The sequence below is a fragment of the Bradyrhizobium sp. USDA 223 genome, from assembly GCF_044909005.1.
Lineage (GTDB): Bacteria > Pseudomonadota > Alphaproteobacteria > Rhizobiales > Xanthobacteraceae > Bradyrhizobium > Bradyrhizobium yuanmingense.
Genome location: NZ_JBIYDR010000001.1, coordinates 3,942,809 through 3,961,881, shown reverse-complemented (window position 1 = coordinate 3,961,881; position 19,073 = coordinate 3,942,809). Strand labels below are relative to the sequence as shown.

General features: G+C 65.6%; 18 protein-coding genes. 5 read left to right on the top strand and 13 right to left on the bottom strand.

Going from position 1 to position 19,073, the window contains the following annotated elements:
- Window positions 1-31: 31 nt before the first annotated feature.
- Both ABIA40_RS18270 and ABIA40_RS18265 read left to right on the top strand, forming a co-directional pair.
- Window positions 32-1,033 carry a zinc-binding alcohol dehydrogenase family protein gene (locus ABIA40_RS18270; protein ID WP_404542582.1) on the top strand — a complete coding sequence of 334 codons (1,002 nt, stop codon included), beginning with the start codon at window positions 32-34 and terminating at the stop codon, window positions 1,031-1,033.
- A gap of 2 nt (window positions 1,034-1,035) precedes the next feature.
- Window positions 1,036-2,091, top strand: a complete 1,056-nt coding sequence (locus tag ABIA40_RS18265) for a YeeE/YedE family protein (RefSeq protein WP_404542581.1) — start codon at window positions 1,036-1,038, stop codon at window positions 2,089-2,091.
- Here the strand turns inward: ABIA40_RS18265 and ABIA40_RS18260 are convergent.
- Entirely contained in the window at window positions 2,070-2,984 is a 915-nt protein-coding gene (locus tag ABIA40_RS18260; RefSeq protein ID WP_109144494.1) for a DMT family transporter, read from the bottom strand. The two genes, ABIA40_RS18265 and ABIA40_RS18260, sit on opposite strands and share 22 nt — an antisense overlap.
- Before the next feature lie 83 nt (window positions 2,985-3,067).
- Here ABIA40_RS18260 and ABIA40_RS18255 point away from each other — a divergent pair, with 83 nt between their 5' ends.
- Window positions 3,068-4,513, top strand: coding sequence for a PLP-dependent aminotransferase family protein (locus ABIA40_RS18255; RefSeq protein WP_404542579.1), 1,446 nt, complete (start codon window positions 3,068-3,070; stop codon window positions 4,511-4,513).
- A 213-nt stretch (window positions 4,514-4,726) separates the two neighbouring features.
- Here ABIA40_RS18255 and ABIA40_RS18250 read toward each other — a convergent pair whose 3' ends face one another.
- The 4 genes from ABIA40_RS18250 to ABIA40_RS18235 form a co-directional block, all read right to left on the bottom strand.
- Window positions 4,727-5,950 carry a bifunctional alpha/beta hydrolase/OsmC family protein gene (locus tag ABIA40_RS18250; RefSeq protein WP_271545353.1) on the bottom strand — a complete coding sequence of 408 codons (1,224 nt, stop codon included), beginning with the start codon at window positions 5,948-5,950 and terminating at the stop codon, window positions 4,727-4,729.
- A 25-nt stretch (window positions 5,951-5,975) separates the two neighbouring features.
- On the bottom strand, window positions 5,976-6,635 hold the full coding sequence (locus tag ABIA40_RS18245; RefSeq protein ID WP_271545352.1) for a sulfite oxidase-like oxidoreductase: 660 nt from the start codon (window positions 6,633-6,635) through the stop codon (window positions 5,976-5,978).
- 86 nt (window positions 6,636-6,721) lie between these two features.
- A complete protein-coding gene (locus ABIA40_RS18240) occupies window positions 6,722-7,945 on the bottom strand; it encodes a cytochrome P450 (protein WP_271545351.1) in 1,224 nt (407 codons plus the stop codon).
- 57 nt (window positions 7,946-8,002) lie between these two features.
- On the bottom strand, window positions 8,003-8,212 hold the full coding sequence (locus ABIA40_RS18235) for a ferredoxin (protein WP_018648108.1): 210 nt from the start codon (window positions 8,210-8,212) through the stop codon (window positions 8,003-8,005).
- Between the two features lie 138 nt (window positions 8,213-8,350).
- On the opposite strand from ABIA40_RS18235, the gene ABIA40_RS18230 reads away from it, so the two are divergent.
- Window positions 8,351-8,998, top strand: coding sequence for a TetR/AcrR family transcriptional regulator (locus ABIA40_RS18230; protein ID WP_404542576.1), 648 nt, complete (start codon window positions 8,351-8,353; stop codon window positions 8,996-8,998).
- Here the strand turns inward: ABIA40_RS18230 and ABIA40_RS18225 are convergent.
- From ABIA40_RS18225 to ABIA40_RS18210, 4 genes are all read right to left on the bottom strand, one after another.
- Window positions 8,995-9,645, bottom strand: a complete 651-nt coding sequence (locus ABIA40_RS18225) for an aspartate/glutamate racemase family protein (RefSeq protein WP_404542574.1) — start codon at window positions 9,643-9,645, stop codon at window positions 8,995-8,997. The genes ABIA40_RS18230 and ABIA40_RS18225 overlap by 4 nt on opposite strands.
- 94 nt (window positions 9,646-9,739) lie before the next feature.
- Window positions 9,740-11,089, bottom strand: a complete 1,350-nt coding sequence (locus ABIA40_RS18220; protein WP_275496623.1) for an aspartate aminotransferase family protein — start codon at window positions 11,087-11,089, stop codon at window positions 9,740-9,742.
- A 110-nt stretch (window positions 11,090-11,199) separates the two neighbouring features.
- Complete coding sequence (locus ABIA40_RS18215) at window positions 11,200-12,618, bottom strand: amidase (protein ID WP_404542571.1); 1,419 nt, start codon at window positions 12,616-12,618, stop codon at window positions 11,200-11,202.
- A 116-nt stretch (window positions 12,619-12,734) separates the two neighbouring features.
- Entirely contained in the window at window positions 12,735-13,511 is a 777-nt protein-coding gene (locus ABIA40_RS18210) for an SDR family oxidoreductase (protein ID WP_157281184.1), read from the bottom strand.
- Between the two features lie 153 nt (window positions 13,512-13,664).
- On the opposite strand from ABIA40_RS18210, the gene ABIA40_RS18205 reads away from it, so the two are divergent.
- Window positions 13,665-14,738 carry a tartrate dehydrogenase gene (locus ABIA40_RS18205; protein ID WP_036004872.1) on the top strand — a complete coding sequence of 358 codons (1,074 nt, stop codon included), beginning with the start codon at window positions 13,665-13,667 and terminating at the stop codon, window positions 14,736-14,738.
- Between the two features lie 157 nt (window positions 14,739-14,895).
- Here the strand turns inward: ABIA40_RS18205 and ABIA40_RS18200 are convergent, their stop codons facing one another.
- The 4 genes from ABIA40_RS18200 to ABIA40_RS18185 all read right to left on the bottom strand — a co-directional run bounded on the left by ABIA40_RS18200 (window position 14,896) and on the right by ABIA40_RS18185 (window position 18,963).
- Complete coding sequence (locus ABIA40_RS18200; protein WP_404542567.1) at window positions 14,896-15,297, bottom strand: suppressor of fused domain protein; 402 nt, start codon at window positions 15,295-15,297, stop codon at window positions 14,896-14,898.
- Between the two features lie 406 nt (window positions 15,298-15,703).
- On the bottom strand, window positions 15,704-16,777 hold the full coding sequence (locus ABIA40_RS18195; protein ID WP_404542565.1) for a malate/lactate/ureidoglycolate dehydrogenase: 1,074 nt from the start codon (window positions 16,775-16,777) through the stop codon (window positions 15,704-15,706).
- Window positions 16,778-16,788: 11 nt separating this feature from the next.
- Window positions 16,789-17,700: an NAD(P)-dependent oxidoreductase gene (locus tag ABIA40_RS18190; RefSeq protein WP_271545345.1), complete on the bottom strand. Its 912-nt coding sequence runs from the start codon at window positions 17,698-17,700 to the stop codon at window positions 16,789-16,791.
- A gap of 12 nt (window positions 17,701-17,712) precedes the next feature.
- Window positions 17,713-18,963, bottom strand: a complete 1,251-nt coding sequence (locus tag ABIA40_RS18185) for a Zn-dependent hydrolase (protein WP_271545344.1) — start codon at window positions 18,961-18,963, stop codon at window positions 17,713-17,715.
- Between the last annotated feature and the right edge of the window lie 110 nt (window positions 18,964-19,073).

The following is a 19,073-nucleotide window of genomic DNA, read 5'->3' as shown; positions in this document are numbered from 1 at the left end:
CAAGGCCCGCGGGAAATCGCGGGTCTTTTTCATGTCAGCCGATGCCAAAACCGTCGAAGCGCGCTGTGTGCGCCTCAACGCCAAAGCTGAAAATGCCGTTGCGCTTGCACCGATCGTTGAGCGCCAGATGCTTGCGCGCGCACCGAACGAGCTCTTGATCGAGGTGAAGGCTGCCGCGGTCAATCCCTCCGACGTCAAGGCTGCGACCGGGCTGATGCCCTATGCGGTGTTCCCCCGCACCCCCGGCCGCGACTATGCCGGCGTGGTGATCGACGGCCCCGCGGGCACAATGGGGCGCGAAGTGTTCGGCTCGTCCGGCGACCTCGGCATCCGTCGTGACGGCACCCATGCGAGCCATCTCGTGGTCGAAGCCGATGCGGTCGTGGAGAAGCCGAAGTCTGTGTCCTGGGAGGAGGCCGCCGGCATCGGCGTGCCCTTCGTCACCGCGATGGAAGGCTTTCGCCGCGCCGGCTTGCCGAAGAGCGGCGAGACCGTTCTGGTGTTCGGCGTCAACGGCAAAGTCGGCCAAGCCGCGGTGCAAATCGCCACCTGGCAGGGCGCGCGCGTGGTCGGCGTGGTGCGCAGGGCGGAAACCTATGAAGGCCACACCAACGCGCCCATCGAGGTGATCGACGCCTCCGTCATCGACGTTGCCGCGCGCGTGCGCGAATTGACCGGCGGCAAGGGCGCCGACATCGTCTTCAATACGGTCGGCGATCCCTATTTCCAGGCCGCGCACAAATCGCTCGCGCTTCGCGGCCGCCAGATCCTGATCGCCGCGATCGACCGCATCGTGCAGTTCAACATCCTCGAATTCTATCGGGGTCAGCACACTTATGTCGGCATCGACACGCTGGGTCTATCGTCGGCTGCGACGGGCGCGGTGCTGCGCGATCTCGGGCCGGGTTTTGCCAGCGGCCATCTGAAGCCGTTTCCGATCAAGGCGAATGCGATCTATCCGCTGGAGCGCGCGAAGGAAGCGTATGTTGCGGTCGCCGGCTCGTCACGTGACCGGGTGATCCTGAAGCCGTAACCATGGAATCCACGCAACTCGTTATCCTCGCCGGCCTTGCCATCGGTCTCGTCTACGGCGCAGTTGGCCTGCTCAGCGGTTTCTGCCTGATGAGCAGCATGCGCGGGTTTCTGGCGGAGGGCGACGGGCGGCTGGTGCGGACCTACGCGCTCGCAATCGCTGTTGCGATCGCTGCGAGCCAGTTCCTCGCCAGCAGCGGCACGGTCGATCTCGGCAAGTCGATCTATTTGCAGCAATCGTTTTCGCCGGCGGTGCTGTTCCTCGGCGGCCTGCTGTTCGGCTACGGCATGGTGCTTTCGAACGGCTGCGGCTCGCGGGCGCTGGTGCTACTCGGCCGCGGCAATCTCCGCTCCTTCGTCGTCGTGATCGTGCTCGCGATTGCCGCGCAGATGACGCTGAAGGGCCTCATCGCACCGGCGCGCATTGCGCTGGTGCAGGCAACGCAAGTCACGGCTCCTGCCAACTCGCTGCCGTCGTTGCTGGCGACGCTCGGCTTTACGGAATCGCTTTCGCGCGCGCTCGCCGCGGCCGCGACAACCGTCGCGTTGAGCCTGTTCGCTTTCGCGCATCCTGCGTTCCGTCGCTCGCCCGGCCAGGTCGTAGCGGGCATCATCGTGGGCCTCCTCGTCGCCGGCGGCTGGCTGGCCACCGGCTATCTCGGTGCCGACGACTTCAATCCGGTCCCCGTGACCTCCCTTACGTTCGTCGCGCCGATCGCCGATAGCCTGCAATACGCCATGCTCTCGACCGGGCTGACGCTCAACTTCGGCATCGCGACGGTGGCCGGCGTCTTCGCCGGCAGTCTGGTTACGGCACTCGCAACAGGCCGCTTCAAGCTCGAAGGCTATTCCTCGCCGCGCCACATGCTCCGCTCAGGGACCGGTGCCGCGCTGATGGGGATCGGCGGCGTGATGGCGTTCGGCTGCTCGATCGGGCAGGGGCTCACGGGCGTGTCTACGCTCGCGCTGGGCTCGTTTGTCGCGGTCGCCGGCATCCTGCTCGGCACCGCGGCGGGCCTGCGCGGGTTTCTGCGGGTTCAGCCTCTCGCGGTGGCCTGACTGCGCAATAACCGATCGCCTAGCGTCGCAAGGCCGATGCCGGAGACGATCAGCGCGGCCGCGACGGCAAGGCTCGCGTCGATGGGTTCACCCAGAAGGATCGCAGCGCTGGCGATGCCGACCAGCGGTGTCCCGGTGGTGCCGAGCGACGTCGTCAGGGCTGAGATGCTCTTGTTGACCATCGACATCGCCCAATAAGCCAGGACCGTTCCGACCAGGCCCGAATAGAGAAACAACAGTACGAGCCTCCACGACCACTCCACATGCGGGAGGCCATCCACAGCTGTCGCGCCGACCGACAGCACGATCGTTGCCACGAGCACCTGCCAAAGCAAAAGCTGAAGCGGAGATCCGATCCAGCGATGCGCGCGGATATAGATGATGTTCGCAGCCCAAGAGATCGCGGCCAGGATGACCATGCCGGCGCCGAGCAGCACGTTTGGGTTGGTCCAGTCGATCGAGGATGGATTCAGGATGACGGCAAGGCCGATCAGCCCGAGCAGAGCGCCGGCGAGCTTCGGCGCCGTCAGCGTGTCCTTGCCGAAAAGGGGCGCGGCGAGTGCGACCCAGAGCGGCGTGGTGTAGCCGAGCACGATCCCCTTGCTTGCGGGCAGGAAGCGAAGGCCGCTGGCAACCAGGATCGAGAACAGCGTCATATGCAGCAGCGCCACGCTCAGAATCACGGGAAAGTCGCGTCGCTCCGGGATCACGAGATTGTTGCTCAGTCCGAGCAGCACGAACAATCCAGCCAGCGCGATCCAACTCCGGATTGCCGCGCTCCACAACGGCGGGACGAACTGCACGAGCTGCTTGGTCACCGACCAATTCACGCCCCAGGCCAGCACCACGATGAGGAACAGGCCGATGGCCGCACGGGGTGACAGGGTGTTCATGTCGCAGGTCCTTGAAGCAGTCCGAGCCGCCGGATAGCATCCCGACTGGCATTTGAAAAAGTGCCAGATTGGAGAAGAAGAGAGTGCCAGTATCCGACACGACGATCTCCGCGTTGATCGAGCTGAAACGGACCGATGGCCAGGGGCTGGTGGCGCAACTGACGAGCCAGCTGCGAGGCCTGATCGCGACCGGCCGCCTCGGCAAAGGCCGCGTGCTGCCGTCGAGCCGACAGCTTGCGAGCGATCTCGGCGTCTCGCGCAACACCGTCACATACGCGTTCGAGCAGCTCGCGGCCGAGGGATATGTCGCAGCGTCTCATGGCCGCCGTCCCGTGGTCATGATCGACGGCCACGAACGCATCGAACGGGGCGCCGTCGCAGCGGGCGAATGCGTCGGCAAACTGCAGCTCTCGCCTTGGGCTACGAAGCTCCAGCAAGCCGACTGGCCGATGTCTTATCGGGGGGAGCTCAAACCGCTGCGCCCGGGGCTGGGCGATTTCAGGGAGTTTCCGAACGAGGTCTGGGCACGCTGCCTGCGCCGCAGTGCCGTGCATGCAGGCAGGCGCGAGCAGGGACCGGTCAACCGGCTGCGCCTGCGGGAGGCGCTGACGCATTATCTGGCGACGAACCGGGACGTCCGCGCCACGGCGGAGCAGATCATGATCCTGCCGAGCGCGCAGGCCGCGCTGACCTTGATTGCTGCCACACTCATTTCGCCGGGCGATCATGTATGGGTTGAAGACCCAGGCTATCCCGGCGCGGCGGCTGCCTTTCACGCATCCGGCGCGCGCCTGACCGGCATCAGGCTGGACGAACAGGGCATGCAGCGAATGCCAGGCCTTGGAGCTCCCAGGCTGATCTTCATGACGCCGTCGCATCAGCACCCAACCGGCCGATTGATGTCGCTAGCCCGCCGAACCGAGTTTCTCGCGGCAAGCCAGCCCGGCAGGACCTGGATCGTCGAGGACGATTACGACGGCGAATTCCACTACGACAGCCGGCCGGTGCCGGCCTTGCAGGGGTTAGATGCCCATGGCCGTGTGTTCTATGTCGGCACATTCTCGAAGGCGATGAGGTCGGACATCCGGCTCGGCTATCTGGTCGCGCCGGCGGCGCTGGTCAGCACCTTGGAGATCGCGCAGCAGCACATGGGACTGATCGCCGCCAGCCACATCCAGGAGGCACTGGCCGAATTCATCGCCGATGGGCACTTCCTCGCGCATCTGCGCCGGATGCGCCGGCTCTATCACGCGCGCCGCGATCACCTCGTCGAGGAGCTGCAGCGGCATCTCGGTGGCATGCTCTCGGTCGAGGTGCCCCCCGGCGGTATCCAACTCGTCGCCCGCCTCAAGCGCGGTCGGGCCGATCAGGCTGCAGTCAAGCGACTGGTCGCTGCGGGCGTCGAAACGCGAGCTCTGTCCAGCCTTGCGCTCGGCCGCCCGCGCGATCACGGCCTGCTGCTCGGCTTTGCGGCGTGGCGCGAAAACGAGATCAGCGCGGCCGTGCGCACGATGGCGTCGTGCTTTTAGAGCATGGAGATAAGGCTCGATGCGGCAACGAAGGAGGTGCGCTCCCTCTCCCGCTTGCGGGAGAGGGGTGGGGAGAGGGTGTCTCCGCAAGCGAGAATCCCCATGTGGAGAGAACCCTCACCCGGCGCTTCGCGCCGACCTCTCCCGCAAGCGGGAGAGGTTCGAACGAGCCCGCGGGCGGTCTATTCAACTTAAAGCCAATCCGCTTAGGCGCTACCCGACGGCCTTCGTCACGATCCGGATCTCCGACGTCAGCGTCCGGTGCACCGGGCATTTGTCGGCGATCTCCATCAGCTTCTTGCGCTGCTCGGCATCGAGCGCGCCGTCGATCGCGATGTCGCGCTCGATCTGGTCGAGCATGCCCTCGCGTGTCTCGCACTCCGCACAATCCTTGGCGTAGATCTTGGAATGCTTCAGCGTGACCGTGACGCGGTCGAGCGGCAGCGACTTGCGGTCGGCATAGAGACGCATAGTCATCGAGGTGCAGGCACCTAAGCCGGCGAGCAGGAAATCGTACGGGCCGGGCCCGGCATCCGCGCCGCCGGCCGCAATGGGCTCGTCCGCCACCAGATGATGCGGGCCGACAATGATGGTCTGGTTGAACGTGCTCTTGCGGGTCTCCTGCACGACGACCTTGCGCGGCTCCTCCGGCAGATCCATCGCCTTCGCGGGCGTCGCTGCATCGACGTAACGGCTGGCCCAGGCCACGATCATGTCGGCCGTGTAGAGCGCGTCGGCAGGCTTGGTCAGAAGATGATCGGCGTGGTCGAGCGAGACGAAGCTCTTGGGATGTCTTGCCGCGACGAAGAGCTTCGTTGCGTTGTCGATGCCGACGGTGTCGTCAACGGGCGAATGCATCACCAGCAGCGCCTTGTGCAGGCCGGTGACGTCCTTCATCAGCTCGTGCTCGGCGATGTCGTCGAGGAATTCGCGCTTGATCCGGAACGGGCGTCCCGCGAGCGACACTTCGACCTCGCCCTGCGCGCGGATGTTGTCGAGATGCTCCCGGAACAGGCCGGTGACGTGAGCGGGATCCGAGGGCGCCGCGATGGTGGCCACCGCTCTCGCCTCGGGAATCCGTCCGGCAGCGGCGAGGATCGCGGCGCCACCCAGGCTATGGCCGATCAGGATCGAGGGTGCCTTGCGGGTCTCGCGCAAATGATCGGCGGCGCGGACGAGATCGGCGACGTTGGAGGAGAACGTCGAATTGGCGAAATCGCCGCCACTGGAACCAAGCCCGGTGAAGTCGAAGCGCAGCACCGCGATGCCCTTGGCAGCGAGCGCGACCGAGATGCGCTTGGCGGCCAGCGTGTCCTTGCCGCAGGTGAAGCAGTGCGCGAACAGCGCGAACGCCGCGGGCTCGCCGTCAGGCAGCTCCAGCGCGGCCGCGAGCTGGTGGCCGCCTTCGCCGGTGAATTGAAAGCGTTCCGTCGGCATGGGCTTCCCCCCGTCTTGCTCGAACCTAATCGCCCGAATAGCGCTGCTCGGCCCAGGGATCACCGCGGTTATGATAGCCGCGGACTTCCCAGAAGCCCGGCGCGTCCTCGGTCAGGAATTCGATGGCCTGGAGCCATTTCGCGCTCTTCCAGAAATAGAGGTGCGGTACGACCAGTCGCACCGGGCCGCCATGCTCGTCCGTCAGCGGCTGGCCGGACCAGGTGTGGGCGAGCAGCGCGTCCTCGGCGGCAAAATCCTCCAGCGCGAGATTGGTGGTGTAACCGTCATAGGAATGCAGCACGACGAAGCGGGCATCCTCGCGCGGCTGGCAGGCCGCCAGCAGCTCACGCGTGGCGAGCCCTTCCCATTCGTTGTCATAGCGCGACCAGGTCGTGACGCAATGGATGTCCGAGGTGAACTGGGACTGCTTCTGCGCGGCGAATTCGGCAAAGGTCCAGAAAACGGGGGTCTCGACCGCGCCATAGACGTCGAGCCGCCAGCGCTCGCGCGAGACCGGCGGCGTGACCCCGAGATCGAGCACCGGCCAGTCCTTGGTGAGATGCTGCCCGGGTGGAAGCCTTTGATCCTCCGGGCGTGTAATCTTGCCGGTGAGAAAGCGGCCCTCGCGCGCCCACTTCTCCTTGGTGCGCGTCAGCTTGCTGTCGGATGGCGTCTCGTCGGTCATGGCCTGTGCTGGTGGCAATGCATGGCTGAGGCCTGCTTGGTGTTGCGCACGCCATGAAAGGCCTGTCCGCTTCCTTTGGGAAGGCCTTACATCGCCTTTCCGAGCAAAAATGGCAACTGGCGGGGGCCGCGCACCGTTCCTTGCGACCAAGTCACCGTACCTGCCGGATCGAGCCGGAAGTCGGGAATCCGCTTCAGCCATTCCTCCAGCGCCACCTGCATTTCCATGCGCGCGAGGTTGGAACCGACGCAGCGGTGGATGCCGAGGCCGAAGGCCGCATGGCGGTTCTCGCGCCGGTCGATCACGACTTTGTCAGCGTCCGGAAACATCTTGGGGTCGCGGTTGGCTGCCGGGAACGACAGCAGCACCATGTTGCCCGGCTTGACCGGACAGCCGGATACCGTGGTCTCCTTGACCACTTCACGCGCCATCGTCACCGGCGAATAGGCGCGCAGCAGCTCCTCCACGGCTGTCGGGATCAGTCCGGGCTCGGCGATCAGCCGCTCGCGGTCGGCCGGCGTCTTCGCAAGATGCCAGAGCGAGGAGCCGATCGCGCTCCAGGTGGTGTCGATGCCGGCGATCAGCAGCAGGCGCAGCGAGCCCATCACATGGGTGTCCTCGAGCGGATTGCCGTTCTTGTCCCTGGCGTTCATCAGGTAGGAGATCAGATCGTCGGTGGGCTTGCTCTTGCGCGCTTCGATATGGCCGCCGAAATAGGCCGTCATCTCCTGCACGGCCTGGAGCAGCTTGCTCTCGTCCCTGATGCCGAGCTCGAGGATCATGTGGATCCAATTGATGAAAAGGTCGCTGTCGCTCTCGGGGATGCCGAGCATGTGCGCGATCGCCCGAACCGGGATGTGCTTGGTGTAGCGTGCCGCAGCGTCCACCCTCTGCTCGGCGATGAAGTCGTCGATCAGCTCGTTGCAGATGGCGCGGACGCGCGGCTCGAGCTTCTTCATCGCGTCCGGGGTGAACGGCGGCAGCAGCAATTGCTTGGCCGGTTTGTGCTCGGGCGGATCGGAGGTGATCGGCGGGGCTGCGTTCCGGCTGGTGATTTCCGGCCGTACGTCGCGGACGATGATGCGGCGGGAGGAGAAGTGCTCGGTGTCGTTGGCGATCTCGCGCACGGCTTCATAGGTCGTCGGCAAATAGCAGCCGAGGAAACGTTCGGTGTGCACCACGGGACTTATGGCCCGCAGCTCGTCCCAGATCGGGAACGGGTCCTCGGTCCATTGCGGATCGGTGTGGTCGAAATCATGGACCCAGTCGGTGACGGGCGGATGGGCGACAGGCTGGTCGACGTCGGACATGGCAGGCAATCCCTTGGCTCGTATTCGCTGAACGCATGCGGGGCGGCAACGGCCGCACTATTCCTCGATCACATCGATTGCGATTTCCGGGCAGTTGGATTTCGCAAGCCAGGCCTTGTCCTCGAGTCCTGGCGGGACGGTGCCGTCACCAGCTTCGTGCGCGTTGCCGTATTCGTCGAGCTCGAAAAGCTCCGGCGCGAGCGCCTTGCAGCGGGCATGACCCTGGCATTTGTCGGGATCGACGTGAACCTTCAGTCGCTCTGCCATTCTCGGCTTCCTTGGTCGTGTGCGCGCGAGGGCCCGAAGGCGGCGCGTTTCCCCATCCCAGCTTTATTTAAGTTATATGCTATTACATTCGCGGCGGGCTTCCCCTGTCAAGCGCAAACTTATAGGCTTCGCCCCGACATGCGCTCACGACCAGCCCGCAAGCCCGAGAAGACCTACCACCATGGCGATCTCCGCGATGCGTTGATCGAGGCCGCGCTGCAAGAGGCAGAGCGGGGCGGCGCGGAGGCCATCAGCATCAAGGCGCTTGCCAAGAAGCTCGGGGTCTCGCAGCCGGCGCCATACCGGCATTTTGCCGACCGCGAGGCGCTGCTCGCCGCCGTCACCGCGCAAGCATTCCGGCAGCTCTCGGCGCTCTTGCGCGAAGCGATGGCAAAGCCGTCGCAGCAATCGAAGCTCTCGCGGCTCGCACAGGCGACGCTCGATTTCGGCTTGCGCCGGAATGGCATCTACCGCCTGATGTTCGCCTCGCGCACGGTGTCCTGCGCGGCCAAGGGCAGCGAGCTGCACGAGGCGACGCGGGAGACCTTTGCGCTCGTGATCGAAGCTCTGGAAGCGCCCGCCGTGGGTTATTTGCGCGAACGGCAGGCGCTCAAGATCTGGGCGGCGCTGCACGGGGTGGTGATGCTGGCCGAGCAGGGCCTGTTCACCGGCGAGGCGGCGCATGCCACGCGCGAGGAACTGGTCGAGGATTTCGTCAACGAGACGAAGGCTGCGCTTGCGGTCGCGATCAAGGATGCGCGGCGTCGGACCAAGGCCGGCGCTTAGGGCTTCGCCTTCAGCAGCTTCATCAGCTTTTCGACCGCGCTGTCCGGCGTGGTCACGACGGGGCGGCCTGTGGCCTCCGCGACCAGCGGCGCCGTCGCGGCGATGCTGAATTGCGCCAGCGCGATGACGTCGCAATCGCGCAAGCTCCGTGAGGCCTCCGCGATCAGCCGGTCATGCGTGGCGCGGTCGCCGCGGTCGAGCGCGGTCAGCGCGCCGTCGGCGAGCTTCGGCACCACCTCGACGGAGTCGGGAAACTCGGGCGGCATCGACGCCAGCGTCGGCGGAAAGCTCGAGAGCAGGCCGATGCGCCGGCCCATGGTCACCGCCCTCTCAATCATGGCCTCGTTCGGCTTCAGCACGGGCATCGGCGCATGCGCGCGCGCGACGGCCTCGATGCACGGGCCGAAGGCGGAGCAGGTGAACAGGATTCCATCTGCTCCCGTCGCCGCTGCGTAGTCGCCGAGCGCGAGGAAGCGTTCGGTCATGGCATCATTGAGTTGCCCGTCGCGGGCGAGATCCGCCGAGAGACTGTCGTCAAGCAGGTTCATCAGCCGCGCCTCGGGCCACGCCTGCGCAAACGCTGCCTCGATCGGGGCGATGGAATGCTTGAGGGCGTGGATAAGGGCGATGCGAGGGGGCGTCGTCATGGAACGTCATTGCGCATGGAAGGTCTCGCACTTTTGAGACGCTGTGCATCGCGAAGTGCTACGTTCCGGTCGACGAAACGGTGCGCGCCGCCCCTCATTCGTCGACACTGCGTAATACGTTATCGACGGCGGTTCCCAGCTTGTCGACGATCAGGTCGATCTCGCCAGCCGAGGTGATGTAGGGCGGCGCCAGCAGCACGTGATCGCCGCGGACACCGTCCACGGTGCCACCCCCGGGATAGCAGCCGAGCCCATGCGCAAACGCCTCGGCCTTGATCTTCTGGTTCAGCTTGAGCGCCGGATCGAACGAGGTTCGGTCGGCGCGGTCGGCGACGAGCTCGATTGCCCAGAACAGGCCGCGTCCCCTGATGTCGCCGACATGGCGATGATTGCCGAAGCGCTCGATCAGGCGCTGCTCGAGCTGCTTGCCGCGCTCCTTCACGCGGGCGAGCAGGCCGTCCTCCCGGATGACGTCCTGCACCGCGAGCGCGGCCGCGCAGGCGAGGGGGTGTGCGAGATAGGTGTGACCGTGCAGGAACGCGCCCGAGCCCGCGCGGATGGTGTCGATGATCCTGCCGCTGACGAGCATGGCACCGATCGGCTGATAGCCGCCGCCGAGCCCCTTGGCGATCGCCTGAATATCGGGCGCGACGCGCTCCTGCTCCCAGGCATGCGTCGTGCCGGTGCGGCCCATGCCGCACATGACCTCGTCGAGAATGAGCAGTGCACCGTGGCGGTCGCAGACCTCGCGCACCGCTTTGAAGTAGCCGTCCGGGGCGGTCACGGCGCCGGCGGTGGCGCCGACGACGGGCTCGGCGAGGAAGGCCGCGACGGTGTCGGGGCCGAGCCGCTGGAACTCGGCTTCGAGCTCGGTGGCGAGGCGCGCCACAAACTGCGCATCCGACTCGCCCTCGCGCTTCTCGTGATAGGCGAAGGCCGGCGTGACGTGGCTGAAAGCGGTCGACAGCAGCGGCGCATAGGGCGCGCGGCGCCAGGCGTTGCCGCCGGCGGCAAGCGCGCCGAGCGTGTTGCCGTGATAGCTCTGTCGCCGCGCGATGAAATGCTGCCGCTGCGGCTCGCCGCGCTCGATGAAATATTGCCGCGCCAGCTTGATGCTGGCTTCGATTGCCTCCGATCCGCCGCTGACGAAATAGGCGTAGGCGAGCCCGCCGGGCTCGTGTCCGACCAGCTTTTCGGCCAGTGCTTCAGCCGGCTCGGAGGAGAAGAAAGCCGTGTGCGCGTAGGCGAGGGTGGACGCCTGATTTGCCATCGCCGCGATGACGCGCGGGTGCTGGTGGCCGAGGCAGGAGACCGCCGCGCCACCGGAGGCATCGATGATGCGGCGTCCGTCCTCGGCGAAGAGATAAATGCCCTCGCCGCCGATCGCCTTGGGTGGCGTTTCGCGCAGTGAGCGATGTAGCACACGGCTGGTGCGAGTGCTCATGGATCAACCTTTCTCCGAGACGCAGGTCGGCCGCGGCAAGCCGCGCCTCGGTATGTTGCCGCCGCCGAGCGAGAACGCCCCTCCGGCGAACGACTGCGCAGGCGCGGAGCTCAGTCCTTCACCTTCGGATAGATCGGCGTCGTGCCGCGCAGGCCCAGAATGTCTTCCAGCACCTTCGCTCCGGCGATCACCTGCGCGTCGGCGCGCGGCGCGCCGACTACCTGCACGCCGACCGGCAGGCCCGAGGCCGTGAAGCCGCAGGGCAGGGAGAGAGACGGGCAGCAGGCCAGCGTGATGGCGTAGACGATGCCAAGCCACTCGACGTAGTTTTCGAACCTCTTGCCGGCGCATTCGGCGACATAGCGATGCTCGATCGGGAAGGGCGGAACGATCGTGGTCGGCGTCAGCAACAGATCGTAGCTCTTGAAGAACTCGACTGCCCGCGCCGTCATGCCGACGCGCTGCGCCTCGGCGCGCGCGAGCTGCTCGACTGTCAGCTTGAGACCCTCCTCGATGTTCCAGATCACCTCGGGCTTGAGCAGGTCGCGCTTGGTGCGCAGCAGATTGGCCTTGGTGATCGCAAAGTCGAAGGCGCGCAGCACGTGGAAGCATTCATGCGCCTCGCGCCAGTCCGGATGCGCCTCCTCGACGATGGCGCCGGCTTCGGCGAAACGTTCGGCGGCCTTTCGTGTGATCGCCTTCACTTCGGGATCGACCGGGGTGATGCCTAGATCGGGCGAATAGGCGATGCGCCTCGGCCGCTTGCCCGCCTGGGCCGCCGACAGGAACGAGGTTGCGGGAGCCGGCAGCGACAGCGGATCGTCGGCATAGTCGCCGCTCATGGCATCCAGCAGCAGCGCGAGATCCTCGACGTTGCGCGCCATCGGGCCGACCACGCCGAGATTGCGATCGATGCCGGACTTTGGGGTATGCGCGACGCGGCCGATGCTCGGCCGCATGCCGACGACGCCGCAGAAGGCCGCGGGGCTGCGCAAGGATCCGCCCATGTCGGAGCCTTGGGCGAGCCAGGCCATGCCGGTCGCCAGCGCCACCGCCGCGCCGCCGGAGGAGCCCGCGGCCGATTTCGTCGTGTCCCAGGGATTGAGCGTCGCGCCGAACACCTCGTTGAACGTGTTGGCACCGGCCCCGAACTCTGGCGTGTTCGACTTGGCGTAGACGACCGCGCCGTTGGCCTCGAGGTTCTCGACCATGAGGTCGGACTTCGCGGGGATGTTGTCCTTGAAGATCGGCGAGCCCTGCGTGTTCAACACGCCCGCGACGTCGGTCAGATCCTTGATCGGCACCGGCAGCCCGGCGAGCAGCCCGCGCGCGCCGGCCGGCTTCTGCATCAGTGTCTTCGCACTCTCCCGCGCGCGATCGAAGCACAGCGTCGGCAGCGCGTTGACCTTGCCGTCGACCTCCTTGATGCGCTTCTCCAGCACGTCCAAGAGCTCGAGCGGCGAGACGTCGCCGGAGCGCAGCTTGTCGACGACGGTGCAGGCGGTTTCGCGGATCAGGTCTTGAGACAAATATCTTACTCCAGTGCTTGTTGTGTCGTCATTGCGAGCGCAGCGAAGCAATCCAGACTGTCACTGCGGCAAGATTCCTGGATTGCTTCGCTGCGCTCGCAATGACGAGAATAGAGTTAACCCCACCCGGCGCTGATGCCGCCGTCAACGGTATAGATCACCCCCGACGTATAGCCGGCGCGATCCGAGGCCAGGAACGCCATGAGGTCGCCGATCTCGCGCGCATGCGCGGGACGGCCGAGCGGCAGGCTCTTCTGGAATTCCTTGTAGCGGCTCTCGTCGCCGAACTGGTGCTTGGCCCGCGTCTTCAGCAGGGTGACGTGGCGGTCGGTGCCGACGGGGCCGGGATTGATGCCGACCACGCGGATGTTGTCGGCCAGGCTCTTGCCGCCGAGCGCCCGTGTGAACGCCATCAGCGCGGCATTGCCGGCGCTGCCGCAGATGTAGTTGGCGTCGAACTTCTCGCCGGCCGCGCCGATGTCGTTGACGATGACGCCGCCACCCCTGGCTTTCATCTGGGCGTAGATGTAGCGCGTCAGGTTGATATAGCCGAACACCTTCAATTCCCAGGCGTGCCGCCAAGTCGCCTCGTCGATCTTGTCGATCGAGCCGCCGGGGATGTCGCCGGCGTTGTTGACGAGCACGTCGATGTCGGCGGCTTCCTTCGCCAGCCGGGCCACGTCCTCCTCCTTGCGCAGATCGACGATGCTCGTTGTGGCGTCGATCTGGTGCGCGGCGCGCAAACGGTCGGCCAGCGCCTTGAGTTGATCGCCGCTACGCGCCGCGAGGAGGAGATGCGCGCCTTCCTCGGCGAAGGCCTCGGCGGCGGCTGCGCCAATGCCCTTGGACGCGCCGGTGATCAGGACGCGCTTGCCGCGCAGATGCAGATCCATGGGGGTACTCGTTCGTGGGAATAGGATCAAATCAGTAGGCGCTTGGCCGCGCCATGGTCAACATTGCAGTGCAGCGTTGCACTGCCGCCGCGTTTGGTCCATTGCAGTGCAGTCAGAAGGCGGCGACTGCCGGACCAACCAAGGACGTTCTCGATGAGCAAGAAACAATACCGGATCGCGGTCATTCCCGGCGACGGCATCGGCAAGGAGGTGATGCCCGAGGGCCTGCGCGTTTTGGAGGCGGCGGCGAAAAAGCACAACGTCTCGCTGCATTTCGACCATTTCGACTTCTCCTCTTACGACTATTACGAGAAGCACGGCCAGATGATGCCCGACGACTGGAAGGAGAAGATCGGAAAGCACGATGCGATCTATTTCGGTGCGGTCGGCTGGCCGGCCAAGATCCCGGACCACGTCTCGCTGTGGGGCTCGCTGATCAAGTTCCGCCGCGAGTTCGACCAGTACGTGAACTTGCGCCCGGTGCGGCTGATGCCCGGCGTGCCGTCGCCGCTGGCGGGCCGCAAGCCCGGCGACATCGATTTCTGGGTCGTGCGCGAGAACACCGAAGGCGAATATTCCTCGGTCGGCGGCCGCATGTTCCCGGACACCGACCGCGAGTTCGTGACGCAGCAGACGGTGATGACCCGCACCGGCGTCGACCGCATCCTGAAATTCGCCTTCGAGCTCGCGCAGTCGCGGCCCAAGAAGCACCTGACCTCGGCGACCAAGTCCAACGGAATCTCGATCACCATGCCCTATTGGGACGAGCGCGTGGAGGCGATGGCCAAGAAGTTTCCAGGCGTGAAGTGGGACAAGTACCACATCGACATTCTCACCGCGAACTTCGTGCTGCATCCGGACTGGTTCGACGTCGTGGTCGGCTCCAACCTGTTCGGCGACATCCTCTCCGACCTCGGCCCGGCCTGCACCGGCACCATCGGCATCGCTCCGTCCGGCAACATCAACCCCGAGGGCGATTTCCCATCCGTGTTCGAACCGGTGCACGGCTCGGCGCCCGACATCGCAGGCCAGGGCATCGCCAACCCGATCGGCATGATCTGGTCCGGCGCGATGATGTTCGAGCATCTCGGTGAGAAGGAAGCCGGCAAGTCGATCGTCGAGGCGATCGAGCGCACGCTCGCCGAACGCACGCTGCGCACCAAGGATCTCGGCGGTAATGCCGACACGACGGCGTGCGGCAAGGCGGTTGCGGATATGGTGGATTGAGGCGGGGCACCCTGCGTAGGGTGGGTTTAGCCCTGCGCCGCGCGAAGCGTGGTCCGCTGGGCGTAACCCGCCACTGTTCGTATCCGCAGAGACAGAAGTGGTGGGTTACGCCAAGCAGATGCGCTTCGCGCATCCGCTCGGCTAACCCACCCTACGACTACACATACGACTTCCGCGCCGGATCGAAGATCGGCGGATAGTCGTTCTCGTCGAGCAGATCGAGAAACGGATCGAGCCCCCTGGACTTGATCAGCCCGAGCTCCTGATGCGAGATCAGGTTCACGGTCAGGATCTCCACCGGATCGCCCGCAATCTCCAGCGCCTCGGCGATCTCCTTGTCGGGGCCGATGATCGGTGTGAGCAACAGGAACGTCTGGAAGTCCGTTCCTGCAACCGGCGGCCACGGAAGCGCGACGCGATGGCCGAAGCCGAACCAGGTCGTGTCGATGAACGGCAGATTGGCCAGCCAGCGCAGATTGGCGCAAACGTCCTGCGTCGGCTCGCGGACGTACCACATCAGCTCGGCCCGGGGCTTTGCGTCCCCGGGGACGCCGTGCATCCGTTGCTCGCTCATGCCGTTGGTGAGAAGGACATAGCCTTCGTCGGAGCCCTCCTGGCAAACCGGGACGAAATCGCGGCGCGAAGGCGTGGATGTCGATGCGGCGCTCCGCGTAGTCCGTGAATGTGCGCTCGGGCTCGCCAAGCTCGCTCTCGTAGATGGCGAGCCGTTGCCGGTAGAGATCGGATCCGGGCGACGGAAGGTTTGAGCCGGACACGAATTTTGCGAGACGGGAGAGCATGCGAACCTCGGGCGGATGCAATCGGATATCCGCATTGTCGCAAGGTCATGCGGGGCGGTTCAAACCCGTGCCGCGAGCACGTCGATATCTTCGCCGCCGTCCAGTCTCTCTTGCGCGATTGGTCATGAGGCGCGAGGCGACGCCGAGGAACGCGCCTCGCTCCGATCAGCTCGCGATCTTCTCGATCGCCGTCTGTTCCAGCCCGAACTTCTTCCCGGCATCCAGGATCTCCTGCCAGGTGGTTGGGTCGACCGGGATTCCCTCGGCGAGGCGTTTCTTCTTGATCTCGCGCTCCGGCTCGCCCGCGATTTTGACCTTGTCGACGCCGGGGGCAGGCGGCGAGCCGGTGTGCCAGCTCACGAAGCTCTCAACTTCGCGTGCAAGGTTCTCGCCGGTGCCGAGCTTGCCGGGGTCGATGACGATCGAGAGCATGCCGTTGAGGACATTGTACTTGCCGTCGGACGAGCCCTTGACCACCTGCCCGCCGGAGAGCGCGCCGCCGAGGATCTCGCACACCAGCGCGAGCCCCGAACCCTTGTGCTCGCCGAACGGCAGGATCGCGCCGTACGGCGGAATCACGGTGTAGCGCGGGTTTGTCGTCTGCTTGCCTTCATTGTCGATGACCGTGCCGGGTTCGAGCGCGACGCCTTTGTTGTGCGCGACGCGGGTCTTGCCCTGCGCGATCCTGCTGGTGGCGAAGTCGAGCACGATCGGATCCTTGCCGGCGCGCGGGATGCCGACGCAGAACGGGTTGGTGCCGTGGCGTGCGTCGCTGCCGCCCCAGGGCGCCACGATCGGCCGCGAGATCACGTTGACGAAGTGGATCGAGACCAGGCCGTGATCGATGCACTGCTCGGCCCAGTGGCCGATGCGGCCGATGTGATGCGAATTTGAGAGGCCGACAAGGCAAACACCGTTCTTCTTTGCGCGCTCGGCCGCGAGCTCCATCGCTTCATGGCCGATCACCTGGCCGTAGCCGGTGAGGCCGTCGAGGGTGAGAAGCGGGCCGGTGTCAAGCACGATCTTGACGTGTGAGTTCACGGCGAGGCCGCCATTGGTGACGCTCTGGACGTAGCGCGGAATCATGCCGACGCCGTGCGAGTCGTGTCCCTTCAAATTGGCTTCGACGAGATTGGTGGCCACGAGCTCGGCCTCGCGGTCCGAGGAGCCGCCGGCCCTGACGATGGCATGGATGGCCTTGGTGAGCGACTCAGCCTTGATGATGCGATAGTCGGCCATTGTTGTTGCTCTTATCCCTTCACGATCCGGCGGCAATGGACCAACGCCGCTTCAATCAGGTTCTCGCTCGCCTCCGGTGTGCGGAAGGCCGAATGCGCCGACAACGTCACGTTCGGCAGCTTCGTCAGCGGATGATCGCCGGGCAGCGGCTCGATGTTGAAGACATCGAGGCCGGCGTGGCGGATATGGCCGGACTTCAGCGCCTCGATCATGGCGGCCTCGTCGACAACAGCGGCGCGGGCGGTGTTGATGAGGATGACGCCGCGCTTCATTGCGAAAATTTTCTCGCGCGTGATCATGCCGCGCGTCTCGTCGTTGAGCAGCAGGTGCAGCGACACCACATCGCTTCTCGCCAGCACGCTGTCGAGGTCGGTGAACTCGACGCTCGCGTGGCTCTTCGGCGAGCGATTCCAGGCGATCACCTTCATGCCGCTGCCGGACGCGATGCGCGCGACCTCCGCGGCGATGCCGCCGAAGCCGATCAGGCCGAGCGTCTTGCCGGTGAGCTGCATGCCGTCCTCGCGCAGCCAGTTGCCGGCCCGCATCTCGCGGTCCATCATCGCAATGACGCGGGCCGACGCCCACATCAGCGCGATCGCGGATTCCGCAACCGCGGTGTCGCCGTAGCCCTTGATCAGATGCACGGAAATGCCGAGCTCGGCGAGCTCTTCCGGATTCATGTAGCTGCGCGCGCCGGTGCCGAGGAACACGACGTGCTTCAGGCCGGTGCATTTCTTCGCGACCTCGGTCGGCAGCGCCGTGTGGTCGACGATCGCGATCTCTGCGCCGTCGAGCACTTCCGGATATTGCTCGGGCGTGATGTCGGGATTCCTGTTGATCCGCACCTTGGGATCACCGGGCTTCTCCAGCCGCTCCATGATCACGGCAAGCGATTCATTGGCGTCGACGAAAACTCCGCGCATAATTCTCTCCGCTCAGGATGCGACGCCGGCGATCGCCAGCACGGTATGCATGAGGACGTTGGTGCCCGCGGCGCAGTCGCCCTGCGTCGCATCCTCCAGCTCGTTGTGGCTGATGCCGTCCTTGCAGGGCACGAACACCATCGCCGCCGGCATGATCGTGTTGAGGTTGCAGGCGTCGTGGCCGGCGCCGGAGGTGATGCGGCGCGAGGAATAGCCGAGCGTCTTGGCGGCGTTCTCGACGGCAGCAATCAGCTTCGGATCGAAATGCGTCGGCGGCTTGCGCCAGACCAGATCGATCTTGACCTCGACCTTGCGGCGCGCCGCGATCTCGGCAATCGCGGCTCGCAGATCGCGGTCGAGCGCGTCCATGATGGCGCCGTCGGCACTGCGGCAGTCCATGGTGAAGGCGATCTCGCCGGGAATGACGTTGCGCGAGGGATTGGCGATGACGGCCTCGCCGATGGTGCCGACTGCGTTCGGTCCGTGCTTCCTCGCAATCGACTCCATCGCCAGCACGATTTCGGACAAGGTCGCCAGCGCATCGCGCCGCAGCGGCATCGGCGTGGAGCCCGCATGGCTCTCGAAGCCGGAGATCTTGCCGTCGTACCAGAGCACGCCCTGGCCGGAATCGACCACGCCGATGGTCTTGCCTTCGGCTTCCAGGATCGGCCCCTGCTCGATGTGCAGCTCGACGAAGCAGCCGAGCTTCTGGAAGCCGACCGGCTTGTCGCCGCGATAGCCGATGCCGTCGAGCGCCTGGCCGACGGTGGTGCCCTCGGCGTCCTTGCGCGACAAAATGTCGTCGGTGGTGAAGTCGCCGACATAGGCGGCAGAGGCCATCATCGCAGGTGCGAAGCGCGAGCCTTCCTCGTTGGTCCAGTTCACGATGCAGATCGGCGCCTCGGTCTCGATGCCGGCATCATTCAGCGTGCGGATCACCTCCAGCGCGCCGAGCGTCCCCAGGATGCCGTCATACTTGCCGCCGGTCGGCTGGGTGTCGAGGTGCGAGCCGATGCCGACGGGTAGCTTCGACATGTCGCGGCCTTTGCGCAGGCCGAACTGTGATCCGAGCGCGTCGACGTGGACTTCCAGTCCGGCATCCTCGCAGGCCTTGCGGAACCAATCGCGCACCTGCTTGTCTTCACGGCTCAACGTCAGCCGCCGCACGCCGCCCTTGGCCGTCGCGCCGAATTGCGCGGTCTCGTGGATGGAGCCCCACAGGCGGGCAGAATCGATTTGCAGGTTGGTCGCGGCTCGGCTCATGCGGTCGTTTCCATTTGTCGCTGTCATTCCGGGGCGCCCGAAGGGCGAACCCGGAATCTCGAGATTCCGGGTCTGGTGCTTACGCACCATCCCGGAATGACGGGAGAAAG

Bases quoted from the DNA above. Each gene is read 5' to 3' on its own strand.
- ABIA40_RS18270 (WP_404542582.1), top strand. From the start codon at position 32: ATGTCAGCCGATGCCAAAACCGTCGAAGCGCGCTGTGTGCGCCTCAAC.
- ABIA40_RS18265 (WP_404542581.1), top strand. From the start codon at position 1,036: ATGGAATCCACGCAACTCGTTATCCTCGCCGGCCTTGCCATCGGTCTC.
- ABIA40_RS18260 (WP_109144494.1), bottom strand. From the start codon at position 2,984: ATGAACACCCTGTCACCCCGTGCGGCCATCGGCCTGTTCCTCATCGTG.
- ABIA40_RS18250 (WP_271545353.1), bottom strand. From the start codon at position 5,950: ATGCCGACGGAACGCTTTCAATTCACCGGCGAAGGCGGCCACCAGCTC.
- ABIA40_RS18245 (WP_271545352.1), bottom strand. From the start codon at position 6,635: ATGACCGACGAGACGCCATCCGACAGCAAGCTGACGCGCACCAAGGAG.
- ABIA40_RS18240 (WP_271545351.1), bottom strand. From the start codon at position 7,945: ATGTCCGACGTCGACCAGCCTGTCGCCCATCCGCCCGTCACCGACTGG.
- ABIA40_RS18235 (WP_018648108.1), bottom strand. From the start codon at position 8,212: ATGGCAGAGCGACTGAAGGTTCACGTCGATCCCGACAAATGCCAGGGT.
- ABIA40_RS18230 (WP_404542576.1), top strand. From the start codon at position 8,351: ATGCGCTCACGACCAGCCCGCAAGCCCGAGAAGACCTACCACCATGGC.
- ABIA40_RS18225 (WP_404542574.1), bottom strand. From the start codon at position 9,645: ATGACGACGCCCCCTCGCATCGCCCTTATCCACGCCCTCAAGCATTCC.
- ABIA40_RS18220 (WP_275496623.1), bottom strand. From the start codon at position 11,089: ATGAGCACTCGCACCAGCCGTGTGCTACATCGCTCACTGCGCGAAACG.
- ABIA40_RS18210 (WP_157281184.1), bottom strand. From the start codon at position 13,511: ATGGATCTGCATCTGCGCGGCAAGCGCGTCCTGATCACCGGCGCGTCC.
- ABIA40_RS18205 (WP_036004872.1), top strand. From the start codon at position 13,665: ATGAGCAAGAAACAATACCGGATCGCGGTCATTCCCGGCGACGGCATC.
- ABIA40_RS18200 (WP_404542567.1), bottom strand. From the start codon at position 15,297: ATGCACGGCGTCCCCGGGGACGCAAAGCCCCGGGCCGAGCTGATGTGG.
- ABIA40_RS18195 (WP_404542565.1), bottom strand. From the start codon at position 16,777: ATGGCCGACTATCGCATCATCAAGGCTGAGTCGCTCACCAAGGCCATC.
- ABIA40_RS18190 (WP_271545345.1), bottom strand. From the start codon at position 17,700: ATGCGCGGAGTTTTCGTCGACGCCAATGAATCGCTTGCCGTGATCATG.
- ABIA40_RS18185 (WP_271545344.1), bottom strand. From the start codon at position 18,963: ATGAGCCGAGCCGCGACCAACCTGCAAATCGATTCTGCCCGCCTGTGG.